13 protein-coding genes are annotated in these 13,759 nt (G+C 74.6%); 6 read left to right on the forward strand and 7 right to left on the reverse strand.

Annotated elements, in window-relative coordinates:
* Positions 1–144 precede the first annotated feature (144 nt).
* The gene (locus ACZ47G_RS15435) at positions 145–1,722 is read right to left on the reverse strand and encodes a N,N-dimethylformamidase beta subunit family domain-containing protein (RefSeq protein ID WP_465742764.1); all 1,578 of its coding nucleotides are present in this window, start codon (positions 1,720–1,722) and stop codon (positions 145–147) included.
* A gap of 398 nt (positions 1,723–2,120) precedes the next feature.
* Between ACZ47G_RS15435 and ACZ47G_RS15440 the strand changes: the two genes are divergently transcribed.
* Positions 2,121–4,001, forward strand: coding sequence for an APC family permease (locus ACZ47G_RS15440; RefSeq protein ID WP_465742766.1), 1,881 nt, complete (start codon positions 2,121–2,123; stop codon positions 3,999–4,001).
* Between the two features lie 59 nt (positions 4,002–4,060).
* Here ACZ47G_RS15440 and ACZ47G_RS15445 read toward each other — a convergent pair whose 3' ends face one another.
* The 3 genes from ACZ47G_RS15445 to ACZ47G_RS15455 form a co-directional block, all read right to left on the reverse strand.
* Positions 4,061–4,330, reverse strand: a complete 270-nt coding sequence (locus tag ACZ47G_RS15445; protein ID WP_465742768.1) for a GlsB/YeaQ/YmgE family stress response membrane protein — start codon at positions 4,328–4,330, stop codon at positions 4,061–4,063.
* 192 nt (positions 4,331–4,522) lie between these two features.
* Positions 4,523–5,323, reverse strand: a complete 801-nt coding sequence (locus ACZ47G_RS15450) for a HEAT repeat domain-containing protein (RefSeq protein WP_465742770.1) — start codon at positions 5,321–5,323, stop codon at positions 4,523–4,525.
* A 125-nt stretch (positions 5,324–5,448) separates the two neighbouring features.
* The gene (locus tag ACZ47G_RS15455) at positions 5,449–6,168 is read right to left on the reverse strand and encodes a TetR/AcrR family transcriptional regulator (RefSeq protein WP_465742772.1); all 720 of its coding nucleotides are present in this window, start codon (positions 6,166–6,168) and stop codon (positions 5,449–5,451) included.
* A gap of 111 nt (positions 6,169–6,279) precedes the next feature.
* Between ACZ47G_RS15455 and ACZ47G_RS15460 the strand changes: the two genes are divergently transcribed.
* Complete coding sequence (locus ACZ47G_RS15460) at positions 6,280–7,500, forward strand: FAD-dependent monooxygenase (RefSeq protein ID WP_465742774.1); 1,221 nt, start codon at positions 6,280–6,282, stop codon at positions 7,498–7,500.
* Here ACZ47G_RS15460 and ACZ47G_RS15465 read toward each other — a convergent pair.
* A complete protein-coding gene (locus tag ACZ47G_RS15465; RefSeq protein ID WP_465742776.1) occupies positions 7,484–9,343 on the reverse strand; it encodes a hypothetical protein in 1,860 nt (619 codons plus the stop codon). The genes ACZ47G_RS15460 and ACZ47G_RS15465 overlap by 17 nt on opposite strands.
* A 421-nt stretch (positions 9,344–9,764) precedes the next feature.
* Between ACZ47G_RS15465 and ACZ47G_RS15470 the strand changes: the two genes are divergently transcribed.
* On the forward strand, positions 9,765–10,394 hold the full coding sequence (locus ACZ47G_RS15470; protein ID WP_380452381.1) for a CBS domain-containing protein: 630 nt from the start codon (positions 9,765–9,767) through the stop codon (positions 10,392–10,394).
* 240 nt (positions 10,395–10,634) lie between these two features.
* Positions 10,635–11,285, forward strand: coding sequence for a LamG domain-containing protein (locus ACZ47G_RS15475; protein WP_465742778.1), 651 nt, complete (start codon positions 10,635–10,637; stop codon positions 11,283–11,285).
* A 250-nt stretch (positions 11,286–11,535) separates the two neighbouring features.
* Here the strand turns inward: ACZ47G_RS15475 and ACZ47G_RS15480 are convergent, their stop codons facing one another.
* Entirely contained in the window at positions 11,536–11,907 is a 372-nt protein-coding gene (locus tag ACZ47G_RS15480) for a hypothetical protein (protein WP_465742780.1), read from the reverse strand.
* 210 nt (positions 11,908–12,117) lie between these two features.
* On the opposite strand from ACZ47G_RS15480, the gene ACZ47G_RS15485 reads away from it, so the two are divergent.
* Entirely contained in the window at positions 12,118–12,495 is a 378-nt protein-coding gene (locus ACZ47G_RS15485) for an SHOCT domain-containing protein (RefSeq protein WP_465742782.1), read from the forward strand.
* Between the two features lie 145 nt (positions 12,496–12,640).
* On the opposite strand, the gene ACZ47G_RS15490 is transcribed toward ACZ47G_RS15485, so the two are convergent.
* A complete protein-coding gene (locus ACZ47G_RS15490; protein ID WP_380452391.1) occupies positions 12,641–13,051 on the reverse strand; it encodes an organic hydroperoxide resistance protein in 411 nt (136 codons plus the stop codon).
* A 186-nt stretch (positions 13,052–13,237) separates the two neighbouring features.
* Between ACZ47G_RS15490 and ACZ47G_RS15495 the strand changes: the two genes are divergently transcribed.
* Positions 13,238–13,711, forward strand: a complete 474-nt coding sequence (locus tag ACZ47G_RS15495; protein WP_465742784.1) for a MarR family winged helix-turn-helix transcriptional regulator — start codon at positions 13,238–13,240, stop codon at positions 13,709–13,711.
* The last annotated feature ends 48 nt before the right edge of the window (positions 13,712–13,759 follow it).

Consider the following 13,759-nt stretch of genomic DNA (forward strand, 5'->3'; position numbering starts at 1 on the left):
GTGACGACCTGCGCTGCTGTTAGACCGTGCGAGTGTAGCCGGATCAACGGGCCCTTCCGGCCCCGGGGCGGACGGGGCAGGGCTCGGCCGGGGCCGGGAAGGCCGGTTCGACCGCGATGGACCGCGAGGGACCGCGATGGACCGCTAGGCCGTGCCGTAGACGGCGGCCAGGTTGTCCTGGGCGGGGTGGGTGCGTGCGGCCGGACCGGCGGCGAAGGCGCGCAGGACGTTCTCGGTGACCTTGCGGACCACGTCCCCGGCGTGGGAGTCGATGCCGTGGTCGGCCTTGCCGCCGCCGGGGCCGCGCGCGTCCAGGGCCTCCACCCAGCGCATCGTCCCGCTGGCGAAGACCCCGGCGCCGCTGGGCACGGTGTAGTAGGCGGTGTCGGAGTGGGAGCGCCGGCCCTCGCAGACCACCGGGGAGTGGGCGATCACCTCGATCGGGCGCGGGGTGGGGAAGCCGGTGTCGACCCGGTCGTACTCGACGCCGACCAGGTGCGGGAAGGAGGCCCCGGCCGCCACGCCGGTGCCCTCGAAGGCCCAGTGCCCCGGCGAGGTGACCACGTACGGGGCGTCCACCGGGTAGCCGTCGTAGATCACGCCGAGCATCGAGCTCTCCGGGTCGGCGCCGGGGCCGGCCCGGAAGTCCGTGGTCGCCGGGGAGCCCGCCTGGTAGCCGGGGTCCTGCGCCCAGGCGGCCTTGTAGCAGACCACCGTGCGGTCCGGTCCGAGCGCGGTGGGCTCGAAGCGGATCCGCCGGAAGCAGCAGTTGGCGCCGAGGATCGCCAGGTTCGTCCCGGCGTCCCGGGCCGCCACCACGTTGGCGCGCTGCTCGGGGGACCAGTACTCGTCGTGGCCGAGCGAGAGGACGGCGCTCGCGCCGCGCAGCAGCCCCGGTTCGCGGGCCACGTCGATCCCGGTGGTGTAGGCGAGCGGCAGCCCGAGTCGCTCGGCCAGGGCGATCAGCGGTGCCTCGTAGACCAGGAACAGCCCGGCGCCGTGGTCGTAGTCGTACGGCCGGTCGAAGACGACCCGCAGCGAACGGGTGGCCAGGCCGCCGGTCGGGCCGTTGTAGAGGCTGTAGCCACCCCACTCGTTGTAGGCCTGCCAGGTCGCCGGGGCGCTCATCACCACGGTCTTCCCGGCGGTGCTCGCGGAGCGGACGGTGAGCGGGACGTAGCTGCGGCCGGAGCCGTCCTCGGCGTCCAGGCGCAGCAGGTAGGCGCCCTCGGGCCAGCCGGTGGTGTCCACGGCGAGGGTGCGCTGCCAGCCGGTCAGCACGGTGCGGGTGACCTGGTCCACGTGCGGGGCGGCCTGCCCGGCGCCGGGGACGTGCTCGCGGCGCCAGACCAGCCGGGCCCGGGCGCCGCCGTACCAGCCCATCCGGTAGGCGGAGACGGTGAAGGAGGCGGCGGGGGTGGAGACGTGCAGGCCGAAGGACTCGCCGGGCAGCACGCTGACCCGGTCGGCGAAGCCCTCGACGGCGCCGGCCCGGCCGGGGTCGGTGATCTCCCAGTCCGGGTTGCCGGGTAGGGACTGCTCGTTCGGCGGGTCGCCCTTCGGCCCGGCGTGCTGGGCGGCGGTGGGTGCGGCCGAGCCGGGGGCGCCCTGGGGGTCCGGCGTGGGGTGCTGGGCGGCGCCCGGTTGCTGGGCGCCGCAGGAGGTGACGGCGGCCGCCATCAGGCCCAGGCCCAGGATCCCCCGCCGACTCGGTTCCGCCACCGCTGTCTCCCTGCCGTCCGCCGCCGATCCCATGGGCGCGTCAACCTGGTGAGTCAATGCGCGCGGACATCTATACCCCTTACGGGTGGGGCGGGTACACCGCCGCGCCGGGGCCGCCGACCACCGTCGGGCGGCCGGCGCCACCCCGGAGGGCCGGACGGGCGCATCCCGGCGTGTTGGCCCGCGAGGCTGCCGGACCGCCCCGGCCCGGTCCCCTAGCCTGACCAGGCCCGCCGTCCGGCGGCCTTGGGGGTCCGGAACCGTGCGGCGGCCGGCCGAAGTCATGGACAGGGGTGTACGTGGTCTCGTCGGGTTCGGCCGCACCGGGAGCAGCCCCTTCGGCTTCGTCCACGCGCGGCGCCAGGTTCCGGGCGTGGCTGCTCGAAGGCCTCTCGGACATGGCGAAGCAGCACCCCGGCCCGCACGCCGAGGCGCCCGCCGAGAAGGGCGCGCACTGGTGGCGGGTCATGTGCCTGACCGGCCTCGACTACTTCTCGACGCTCGGCTACCAGCCCGGCATCGCCGCCCTCGCGGCCGGTCTGCTGTCGCCGATCGCCACGGTCGTCCTGGTGCTGGTCACGCTGTGCGGCGCGCTGCCGGTCTACCGGCGGGTGGCCATCGAGAGCCCGCACGGCCAGGGCTCGATCGCCATGCTGGAGCGGCTGCTGTCGTTCTGGCAGGGCAAGCTCTTCGTGCTGACCCTGCTCGGCTTCGCCGCCACCGACTTCATGATCACCATCACCCTGTCGGCCGCCGACGCGACCGCCCACCTGATCGAGAACCCGCACCTGCACAGCGCCCTGTCCGGCAAGCAGGTGATGCTCACCCTCATCCTCGTGGCGCTGCTCGGCGCCGTGTTCCTGAAGGGCTTCAGCGAGGCCATCGGCCTGGCCGTCGGCCTGGTCGCGGTCTACCTCACGCTCAACGTGGTCGTGGTGGCCAACGGCATCTGGCACGTCCTCAAGGAACCCCATGTGTTCGGCGACTGGACGGACGGGCTCACCGCCGAGCACGGCAACGCGTTCGCGATGATCGGCGTGGCGCTGATCGTCTTCCCCAAACTCGCGCTGGGCCTCTCCGGCTTCGAGACCGGCGTCGCCGTGATGCCCCACATCGAGGGCGACCCGGACGACACCGAGGAGAAGCCCACCGGCCGCATCCGCGGCGCCCGCCACCTGCTCACCACCGCCGCCGTGATCATGAGCGTCTTCCTGATCGCCACCAGCCTCATCACGACCCTGCTGATCCCCAAGGACGCGTTCAAGACCGGCGGCCCGGCCAACGGCCGCGCCCTCGCCTACCTCGCCCACGAGAACCTGGGCAGCGCCTTCGGCAGCGTCTACGACCTGTCGACCATCGCCATCCTCTGGTTCGCAGGGGCCTCCGCCATGGCGGGACTGCTCAACCTGATGCCCCGCTACCTGCCCCGCTACGGCATGGCCCCGCACTGGGCCCGGGCGGTGCGGCCGACGGTGATCGTGCTGACCCTGATCGCCTTCCTGGTCACCTGGCTGTTCGACGCCAACGTCGACGCCCAGGGCGGCGCGTACGCGACCGGTGTGCTGGTGCTGATCAGCTCCGCCGCGGTCGCCGTCACCATCGCCGCCCGCAAGGCCGGGGAACGGCGCTGGACCATCACCTTCGCGGTGATCGCCGCCGTGTTCCTCTACACCACCGCCGTGAACATCGCCGAACGGCCGGACGGCGTCAAGATCGGCGCCTGCTTCATCGCGGGCATCATGCTGGTCTCCTTCCTCTCCCGGCTCAAGCGCGCCTTCGAACTGCGCGTCACCGACGTGGTCCTGGACGAGGTCGCGGAGCGCTTCGTCCGGGACTACACCCACCGACCGCTGCGCCTGATCGCCAACGAGCCCAACAGCCGGGACATCGCCGAGTACCGGGACAAGATCCATCAGATCCGCAGGGACAACGACATCCCGGCGGAGGACGACCTGGTCTTCGTCGAGGTCACCGTGCTCGACCCGTCCGACTTCGAGGCCGAACTGACAGTGCGCGGCGAGGTGCTGCACGAGCGCTACCGGGTGCTCTCGCTGCAGAGCTCCAGCGTGCCCAACGCGCTGGCCGCGCTGCTGCTGCGGGTGCGCGACCTCACCGGGCAGCAGCCGCACATCTACTTCGAGTGGACCGAGGGCAACCCCTTCGCCCAGTTCCTGCGGTTCTTCCTGTTCGGGCAGGGCGAGATCGCGCCGGTCACCCGCGAGGTGCTCCGCGAGGCCGAACACGACCGGGCGCGCCGGCCCGCGGTGCACGTGGGCTAGCTGCTCCGTCCCGGGTGGTCCGGACCCAGGGTCGGACCACCCGGGAGCAGGGGGTGTGATCAGCGGGGGTTGCGGTTCTTGCTCCAGGCCGGTGCGACGATGGCCACCAGGGCCACGGCGAAGCCGAGTTGGAGGATGTGACGGATCCAGTCGATGCCGGAGGTGTGGCGGACACCGATCCAGCCGGAGACGGCGTTGCCCAGCCAGGCCCCGGCGGCGCCGAGCAGCATGGTCAGCCACCACGGGATCGACTGCGGCCCGCGCAGGATCAGCTTGGCGAGGACGCCGAGCACGAAGCCGATGAGCAGAATCCAGAGGAGCTGGAACATCGCGGTCCACCTTCCCGGCGCGGCCGGAGGGTGCCGGTGCGCCGAATCGCCGAAGACACGGTTCGTCCCATGATCACCCGGTTCGGCCGAACGGGCACGTCGGGGGAGGGGCGCCGCACTCCGCCGTGCCGAGCCCGGAGAAGAACTCCTGGCAGCTCGAGCGCTTCTCCTGAGCCGGGCTGCCCGGCGGGGTCAGAGCTCCCGGACGTCCGCGACGGCCTCGCGGACGTCCGGGTCCGGATCCTCGGCGAGGCCGTCCAGCAGTTCGGTGACGCCCGGTGTGGACCAGCCCTGGACCGCCCGGACCAGCTCCTGGCGGACGCCCGGGTCGGGGTGGGCGGCCAGCCGGGCGAGGCGCTCCACCGGGCCGCGGCGGCGCAGGCCGAACCAGTGCAGGGCGGAGCGCAGTGCGTCCGGGTCGCCGGGGTCGCCCGCCGCCTCGATCCGGGCGAGCAGCACGGGCACGGGCGGCGGCGGGCCGTCCAGTGGGTGCGGATGGCGCTCGCGCAGCCGCCGGCCGCCGTACTCGCCGCGGATCCGGCAGCCGAAGCAGGTGCACGGCCGGGTGCCGTGGGCACCCGGGAGGTAGCGCCAGCCCGCGACCTGCGGCACCGCGCGGACCCGGTGCACCTCGCGGGCGTCCACCGCGCGCGGTACGACGACCTCCCAGCCGCGCGGGTCCGGCAGGGCGGCGATCCGGGCGACCGCCTCGGCGGCGGTCAGCCACCGCTGGGCCTCCTTGGCGCGGTCCCGGTAGTGCCCGACCAGCACCTGCTGGGCGTCGTCCAGCCGGACGTGCACGGCGGCCAGCGAACCCTTCGGGCCGAACCGGGCCAGCTCGCGCAGCCACTGGTGGGTGAGGGTGTACGAGGGCAGCACGGGGAAGCAGTACACCCCGCGCACCCCGCCCTGGCCTCGGCTGTCGGCCCGGATCCCGGCGCGGCGGATGCGCGGCGTGTTCGCCGTGGACGTCAGGTGCACGAACATCGCCATGGGAGCGGATGGTAGCCGGTCCGGGTGGGCGCGGCTCGACGGGTCAATGGTCAACGGGCTGTCGGGCTGACGGGTCAACGGGTCAACGGGGCAACGGGCTGACGGTTCAACGGGCTTTCGGGTGGCTACGCCGGGCGCTCCGGGCCGGTGCGGCGGTCGATCAGGGCGGCCAGGCCGTCCAGGATGCGGGCCAGGCCGAAGTCCAGGGCCTGGTCGCGCCCGTCCGGTTCGGCCATCGCGGCGGCCACGGCGGGGTAGCGGTCGGCGTGCCGGTGCACCACGGTGCCGAGAGCGGCGAGGAGTTCGGCCTCGGGGGAGCCGTCCGGGCCGACCGCGCGGGCCTGTTCGGCGATGCTGCGCACGTGCCCGGAGAGCAGCACGGCGGCGTCCATCCGTTCGGCGCCGCTCAGCCCGTGGCCGTCGAGGGCGGCCACCACCCGCTCCAGCCAGGCGAGTTCCCTCGGGCCGGGCACCCGGGGGCCGAGGGTGGCGTCCAGCAACCAGGGGTGGCGGGCGAAGGCGGCGGACAACTGGTGTGCCCAGGCGGTGAGTTGCTCCCGCCAGCCGGGTCCGTCCGTAGCCGTGGTGGGCTCGCCGAGGGCCGACTCGACCATCAGTGCGAGGAGTTCGGCCTTGCCGGGGACGTACCGGTAGAGCGACATCTTGGTGAAGTCGAGCACCCCGGCGACCTTCTGCATGGAGACCGCGCCCAGCCCCTCCGCGTCCGCCACCTCGACGCCGGCGGCGGCGATCCGCTCCAGGCTGAGGGCCGGCTTGGGCCCGCGGGTCGGCCGGGCGGGCTGCTCCCAGAGCAGTCGCACCGTGTCGTTCGCCGTCTCGCCCATCATCCGCTCCCGTCCCGGGGGTTGCCCGTGCCCGCCAACTGTGTCTACCGTACACAGCAACAAACAGTGTCCGTCGGACACAGTTTACGATCCTCGGACGGAGTGGTTCCCATGAGCGCTTCCGCGCGCACCCGCACCAGGGTGCTGGTCTCGGGCGCGAGCATCGCCGGCCCCGCACTGGCGCACTGGCTGGGCCGGTACGGCTTCGAGGTCACCGTGGTCGAACTCGCGCCCGCACTGCGCGGCGGTGGGCAGAACGTCGACTTCCGGGGGCGCACCCACCGCACCGTGCTGGAGCGGATGGGCGTGCTGGACGAACTGCGCGCCCTCGACACCGGCGGCAGCCCGATCACCTTCGTGGACCGGCGCGGCCGCCGACTGCTGCACCTGCCCGCCGAGTTCGCGGGCGGCGAGCTGGAGATCCCGCGCGGAGAACTGGCCCAGGTGCTCTACCGGCACAGCGCCCCCCGTGCCGAGTACGTCTTCGGCGACACCGTCGAATCCCTGGAGGAGACGGCCGGCGGAGTACGGGTCGCCTTCCGACACGGCGCACCGCGCGAGTTCGACCTGGTGATCGGCGCCGACGGGCTGCACTCCACCGTGCGGCGGCTGGCCTTCGGCCCCGAGCAGCGGTTCGTCCGCCACCTCGGCTACTACGCCGCCACCTGGCAGCTGCCGAACGACGGCGGCCTGCCGGAGGGCGGAGCCGGCCTGAACGTCCCCGGCCGGCTGATGTCCGTCGGCGCCGACCCGCGCGACCCGGCCCGGGCGGGGGCCTTCTGCCTCTTCGCCTCGCCCGAACTGCGCTACGACCGCCATGACACCGGGCAGCAGAAGGCGCTGGTCCGGGACGCCTTCGCCGGCCTCGGCTGGCTCGTTCCGCAGCTGCTCCGGAGCCTGGACGCCGCGCCCGAGCTGTACTTCGACTCGATCAGCCGCGCCGACGTCCCCAGCTGGTCCACCGGCCGGATCGCCCTGCTCGGCGACGCCGCCTGCGGCGCCACCATCGGCGGGATGGGCACCGGCACGGCCGTGGTGGCCGCCTACGTCCTCGCCGGTGAGCTGGCGCTGGCCCGCGGCGACCACCGGGCCGCCTTCACCCGGTACGAGCGGCTGCTGCGCGGCTACGCCCGGGGCTGCCAGAAGGGCGGCGACCGCACCGGCCCCTTCCTGGCACCGCGCACCGGGGCCGGACTGCGGCTGCGCAACGGGCTGCTCAACCGGCGGTGGGTGCTGGACCGGATGCTGGAGCTCGGCAAGCAGGTCTCCAGCGTCGAACTGCCGGACTACGCGGCGCTCCTGGCGGGCGATGAGGTCAGTGCGGCGGGCTGATCCGGTTGCCGTTGTCGAGCACGGCCTCGACCTGGACGACCCCCCGAGCGGGCCGCTCGATCGCCAGGGTGCGGTCCGGGGCGGGGCGGTCGGCGGACCAGTCCGAGCCCTTGACGGACAGCCGGGTGACCCGCTGACTGCCCGCCGCGAGCAGGTAGTCCGCGCCCTGCGGGGAGTGCCACCACGTCCAGGCCACGGTGTCCTGCTCGAAGTGGCTGCACGAGCGGCCCGGGCCGCCGCCGGTGCGCTGGGGCCCCCGGGCGGTCGGCAGCAGTACGGCGGTGGCCGCGCTGCCCTCGCCCGTCCAGCGGTCGGCGCGCAGGCAGAACCAGGCGGCCGAGCCCCCGTTCTGCGGCAGCGACTGCACCGCGAACGCCCACAGGTTGAGCTGCTTGACGCCCGGTGTGCCGTCCGGCACCGCGCAGCCGGCCCGGGCCCAGGCCTGCAACGCCTCGGGGGCGACCACCTCGCGCGGCTCGCGGGCGGGCTGGCCGCGGTCCGGCGGCGGGGTGTAGCTCAGGTGCGCCGGGAGGAGGCCGCCGACGTCGGCCAGCAGGAAGGCGTGCTTCTCGGCGATCACCGGGGAGGAGTGCAGTTGGAGCACGGTGGCGCCGCGGCAGTCCGCCGGGCCGCCGCCCGGCGCGGCCGCGGTGACCCCGCCGGGGTGGTCCAGCGGGCGGGCGGCGGCGTCGGGCTGGTCGATCCGGCGGGTCTCGGCGGTGTCCACCCAGGGCGCCAGCAGGTAGCGCAGGGCGGTGCCCTGACGGCTCAGCACCACCGCGCCCGCCGTGGTCGGATCCGAGGCGTCGGCCCGGGCGAGGTCCAGCCCGCCGCCGGGCCCGTCGGCGAACCGGGCGATCCGGCGGCCGTCGTACAGCACCGCCACGCCCGTGCCGTCCACCGTCCCGGCGAACAGCAACTGCGGTGGGGTGCCGGGCGGGGCGGTGTCGGTGCCCGGCTCGGCATGGGTCCGCGGGCCCGGTTGCGCCCAGGCGGCCAGGGCGCGGCCGAGCAGGGCGCCGTCCTCGCGCCGGTCGCCGCGCGCGGGCCAGGCGGTGAAGTCGACCCGCGCGGTGTGCTGCCAGGCGTCCGGCGCCACCCGGACCAGCCGGGCCGGGTCGGTCGGGCCGGGCCGGCCGCCGTCCGGCGCCACGGTGCTGCCCGCCGGAGTGGAACCGCCGCCCAGCACCGCCGCCGTCGTGGTCAGCCCGAGCACCCCGACCACCAGCGCGGCGGTGAGCGTACGGCGGCGGCGCAGCAGGTCGGTGGGCTGCACCCGGACGGCGCACGGGTCGAAGGCGGGCGGTTCGGCCTCCGGCCCGGCCGGGACCTCGGCGGCGGCCGCGACCGCCTCCTCCGGCCGGGCCACGCCGGCCTCCCGCAGCACCTCCACCGCCTGCGGCCCGGTCAGCTCCTCCACCGCCAGGAGCGCGAACGCGGCCCGGGCCGGGGCGTCGAGTGCGCCGAGCGCGTGGTCCAGCGCGGCGTCCCGCTCGCCGCCGTGCGGGGTGAACAGCCGCAGGCCCCAGACCCGGGGCGCCAGCAGCCGGGCGCCGGGCCGGGGCCGCACTGCGGCGTGCAGCACCCGGCGGCGCAGGGCCGCGTACACCGGGTCGGTGGTGGGCTCGGTGGTTGCGGGCTCGGTCGGGGCGGGCCGGGCGGCTGTGGGGTCGGCCGCCGGGGGATCGGGGTGGCGGGTCCAGCGGAAGGGCAGGGCGCGCTGGACGGCGGCATGGGCGGCGAGCACCCGGCTGTGCCGGTCCCGGTCGGCCGGCAGGGCGAGGTAGGCGAGCCGCACCAGCCTGCGGTAGTGGTGCACCAGCGCGGCCTCGGCCTCCGCCACCGGGCGCGCCCACGCACCCCGGCCCGCCGGTGGCTTCCCCGCCGTCCGTCCTGCCAACGAGCCCTCCCGGTGCCGTGCGTGCTGTCGTGGTGGACGGTCCAACGAGTCGATCATGTGATGGTTGCGCCGTCCGGGGTGGAAGCCGGTGCGGCAGCGGCGGGCGGTCCGCGTCCCCGCTCCGTACCGGTGCTCCGTACCGCTGCTCCGGAGCGCGGTGGTGCGAGTGCCCGCCGAAGTCGTTCGTCGGAGGGATGTTCGCAGGTCAGGGCCCTTGGTCTCACCCATTCGGCCCCTTGGCCCCTGGCGATCCGCGCGGCCGGGCGCCATGCTGCCGGTACCGGCCGGGACGATCCGCATCCGGTCGGACCAACATCGTTGGACGAGGTGAACCGGCGTGCCGCATGCCACCGTCGAAACTGTGATGACCAGCCCCGTGGTCCGGATCGCGCCCGAGACCGGATTCCGGGAGATCGTCGCGCTGCTGACCGAGTACGACATCACCGGGGTACCGGTGGTGGACCCGGACGGGCGGCCGCTCGGACTGGTGTCGGAGGCGGACCTGCTGCGCACCCTGGCCGCACAGGAGGACCTCGGCAGTCTGCTGCCCCCGCCCGAGTCGGCGCGGGCCGGGCAGGGCGGCGAGATCACGGCGGCGGACCTGATGACGGCCCAGCCGGTCTGCACCACGCCCGACAGCAGCGTGGTCGCGGCGGCCCGGCTGATGAGCCGGCACGGGCTGAAGCGGCTGCCGGTGCTGGACGAGGAGGGGCGGGTCGTCGGCATGGTGAGCCGCGGGGACCTGCTGCGGGTGTTCCTGCGCGAGGACCGGGTGATCCGGCGGGAGATCGTCGAGGAGGTGCTCGGCCGGATCGACGGGGTGAGCCCGGCGGAGATCGGGGTGGAGGTCGACCAGGGCCGGGTCGTGCTCAGCGGCACCGTGCCCGAGGCGCACCTGGTGCCGATCGTGCTGAACCTGTGCCGCTCGGTGGACGGGGTGGTCTCGGTGACCGACCGGCTCCGGGCCGGGGGTGCCACGGCCTCGGTCGGCTGAGCGGTCGCCGGTCGCCGGTCGCCGGTCGCCGGTCGGCTCACGGTCCGGTGTCGGCGTCGGATCCGGTGTCGGCGTTGTGTCGGCGTCGGGTGTCAGGTGTCGGGTGTCGGATCCGGCGTCGGCTCAGGATTGTCGTGGTCGTGTCGGCCCGGTTCGCATACTGCGGAGCGTATCGGGTAACTCACCCTGTGTGCCTGGCGGTTCGGACTGCCGGGGCGCCGGAGCTTTGGGGAGGCGGCCGTGGCAGTCGTGTTCGACGCGGACTTCACTTCGACCAGGCAGTGGATCGCCGGGCGTAGCAGCGCGTACCCCCGGATGGGGCCGACCAACCGGAGCGACCACAAGCTCGACTACCTGAGCCACGAGTACTGCCCGGGCGGGGTGTTCAGCGCGGTCCGGCGGCGCACCGGCGGCCTCTGGACCTGCAACCTGCTGACCACCGAGGGCAGTCCGGAGGCCTTCCAGGTCCGCACCGGGGACGTGCTGTCGGCCCAGGTCACGCTGCCCACCGGGCTGGGTGCCTGGCCGGCGATCTGGACCTGGCGGGACGGCGGCAACGAGGTGGACGTCTTCGAGTACCACCCGGACAACCCGGACCTCCTGGAGATCTCCAACCACGTCCGCGGCGGCTTCCGGTACTGGCACGGCGGCGGCGTCGGGGTCGCCCCCGGCGCGAGCGTCAGCCTGCGGGTGGCGCTCGGCGCTCACTCGGTGGACTGGTACGTCGAGGACGAGCTGGTCTACGCGGACCTGCACGGGGTCGGGACCGGCTGGCACGCCTATCTGATCGTCAACCTCTCGGTGGCGGACGGGACGTACCACGACCGGCCGGCGTTCGACGGGCCGGACCGGCTGAGCTGGGTGTGCCAGAGCCTGACGGTCGAGCGCTGACCCGGCGGGGCGGGGTCGCCGCTGTCGGTCCGCTGTCGCTCCGCGTCCGGTCCGTTCGGTCCGTTCGGTTCGACATTGCGCTTTCGGTCCGGGCTCAGTCCGAGTTGGACCACACCAGCAGTCCGGGGCGGCCGTCGGGCGGGCCGTCCTGGTCGAGGGTCACGAAGCGTCGGGGGAGCACGGGGGCAGTCTGGCCGACGGCCCGGCCGTCGGTCCAACGCCATTTCGCGGGGGGTGTGCCGGGCAGACCCTAGGGCGCGAACGCGGCGGTGATCGGGCCGCCCGGGCCGGAGCGCTGGAACCAGACCGCCCGGCGGTGCGGGCCGATGTGCGCGGGGTCGGTGACGTACAGGTCGTCGCGCGGGGCGCGCTCGTTGCCGGGGGCCAGCGCGGCGTCCACGGCCTGGTCGGCGAGTTCGCGCAGCAGGGCGGTGACGGTGGCCTCGGCGGCGCTGGGGGCGATGGCGAGGGCGGCGAGCTCGCTCCAGAGCGCGGTGGAGAGGTAGGCGATCGGGGTGTGGCGGAGCGCGGGGTGGGGCCGGTGGTCGGTGTGGCGGCGGAGCAGGCCGGCCGCGACGAACTGCTCGGGGGAGCGGTGGCCGTCGGGCGGGTGGTGGTTCATGGGCGGAAACGCTACTCCGGTGGGCGGGGCCGCTTCGGCAGGAACGTTTTCTCAGGCTTTCTTCACGGCGCTTTGACCGGGTGCGGGCGCACGATGGTGGTAAGGCGCTGGTCACCCCCGGGCGGCGCGGCAGCTCGGGCCTCGTGGCGAGTGGGTCGCCACGGCGCCGCTCACCTCGGCGGGCCCGCTGGGCCGGAGGAGGAGGACCTGATGAGGCACTGGCATTGGCACGGCTACGGGCCCGGCCACGGACCGGGCGGCTGGGGCATCGCCGTGATGGCGATCATCTCGCTGCTCGTCCTGGTGGTGCTGGTGCTCCTGGCCGTCGCCCTGTTCCGGTACGTCTCCCGCTCGCGGCAGCCGATCCCGTACGGACCGGGCGCCGCCGGGGTGGCGGGTGGCGGGCCGCACGGGTGGGGGTCGCACGGCCCGACCCCGGAGCAGGTGCTCGCGGATCGGTTCGCGCGGGGCGAGATCGACGCGGAGGAGTACCGGCACCGGTTGGAGACCTTGCGCTCGCCGGGCGGGCAGGACGGTCCGGGTGGCCCGAGTGGGGCGGGCGGTCCGGACGGTCCCGGCGGCGGCTGACCGGGGGGATCCGGGGATGGAGGGGCGGGGGAACGGGTGAGGCCCGCCGCACACGGGGTGCGGCGGGCCTCCCTGCTGCCGGGGCCGCCGGAGCGGGGATCGGGGTCTGCACGGCAGGATCCGCCGGACGGACCCTGACGGGGACCTACTCGACGATCAGCTCGACCGAGATGTTGCCCCGGGTGGCGCGGGAGTACGGGCAGACCTCGTGGGCCTGCTTGACCAGCAGCTCGCCGGTCTCGCCCGCGAGCGACTCGGGCAGCTCGACCCGCAGCACGACGGACAGGCCGAAGCCGGCGCCGTCCTTGCCGATGGAGACCTCGGCGGTCACCGAGGCCTCGCCGGTGTCCACCCGGGCCTGCCGGCCGACCAGGCCGAGGGCGCTGGCGAAGCAGGCGGCGTAGCCGGCCGCGAACAGCTGCTCGGGGTTGGTGCCCTGACCGCTGCCGCCGAGCGCGGGCGGCATCGCGAGGGCGAGGTCCAGCTGGCCGTCGGAGCTGACGGCGCGGCCCTCACGGCCGTTGGCGGTGGCGGCGGCGGTGTAGAGCGCGTCCATGGTGGGTCCCTTCGTGATGCGCGGTCCGTGGTGCGTGGAGGTGCGCGGAGGCATGTGGGGGTCGTGCTGCGTCAGCCGTGGCCGGGCCCTTTGCGGAGGGCTCGGCCGGTGACCGCTCCATCATTAGAGCACACCATTTAATTGGGCACAACTGAATCGTGCGGCCATGGTCGGTACCATGGGGTCATGACCACGCTCCCCGGCATGGCGGACGAGGAACTGCTCCGCCTCGACCAGCAGATCTGCTTCTCGCTCAACGCGGCCTCGCGCGCCTTCGGTGGCGTCTACCGGGTCCTGCTCCGGGAGCTCGGGCTCACCTACCCGCAGTACCTGGTGATGCTGGTGCTCTGGGAGGACGGCGAACTGCCCGTCAAGCGGATCGGCGAGCGGCTGCGGCTCGACTCCGGCACCCTGTCCCCGCTGCTCAAGCGGCTGGAGGCGGCCGGATTGGTGCACCGTGAGCGCAGCCCCGAGGACGAGCGGTCGGTCACCGTCAGCCTCACCGCCGAGGGGTCGGCGCTGCGCGAGCGGGCCGGTCAGGTGCCGCGCCGGCTGCTCACGGCGACCGGACTGCCGGTCGAGGACCTGGCCGCGCTGCAGGTCCTGCTGGAGCGGGTGACCGTCGCGCTGGACTCGGCGGAGGTGGAGCCGGCGCCGTAGCCCCTGGGGGCTGGCGCGGTCGTGGCGCGGGAGTCGCGGGGGCTGGCG

This window comes from Kitasatospora sp. NPDC030952 (assembly GCF_055571335.1).

What these genes read in the sequence shown, in the direction of transcription:
- ACZ47G_RS15460 (WP_465742774.1), top strand. Translation starts at nt 6,280, where the DNA reads ATGAGCGCTTCCGCGCGCACCCGCACCAGGGTGCTGGTCTCGGGCGCG.
- ACZ47G_RS15470 (WP_380452381.1), top strand. Translation starts at nt 9,765, where the DNA reads ATGACCAGCCCCGTGGTCCGGATCGCGCCCGAGACCGGATTCCGGGAG.
- ACZ47G_RS15480 (WP_465742780.1), bottom strand. Translation starts at nt 11,907, where the DNA reads ATGAACCACCACCCGCCCGACGGCCACCGCTCCCCCGAGCAGTTCGTC.
- ACZ47G_RS15490 (WP_380452391.1), bottom strand. Translation starts at nt 13,051, where the DNA reads ATGGACGCGCTCTACACCGCCGCCGCCACCGCCAACGGCCGTGAGGGC.
- ACZ47G_RS15440 (WP_465742766.1), top strand. Translation starts at nt 2,121, where the DNA reads ATGGCGAAGCAGCACCCCGGCCCGCACGCCGAGGCGCCCGCCGAGAAG.
- ACZ47G_RS15485 (WP_465742782.1), top strand. Translation starts at nt 12,118, where the DNA reads ATGAGGCACTGGCATTGGCACGGCTACGGGCCCGGCCACGGACCGGGC.
- ACZ47G_RS15495 (WP_465742784.1), top strand. Translation starts at nt 13,238, where the DNA reads ATGACCACGCTCCCCGGCATGGCGGACGAGGAACTGCTCCGCCTCGAC.
- ACZ47G_RS15450 (WP_465742770.1), bottom strand. Translation starts at nt 5,323, where the DNA reads ATGGCGATGTTCGTGCACCTGACGTCCACGGCGAACACGCCGCGCATC.
- ACZ47G_RS15445 (WP_465742768.1), bottom strand. Translation starts at nt 4,330, where the DNA reads ATGTTCCAGCTCCTCTGGATTCTGCTCATCGGCTTCGTGCTCGGCGTC.
- ACZ47G_RS15455 (WP_465742772.1), bottom strand. Translation starts at nt 6,168, where the DNA reads ATGGGCGAGACGGCGAACGACACGGTGCGACTGCTCTGGGAGCAGCCC.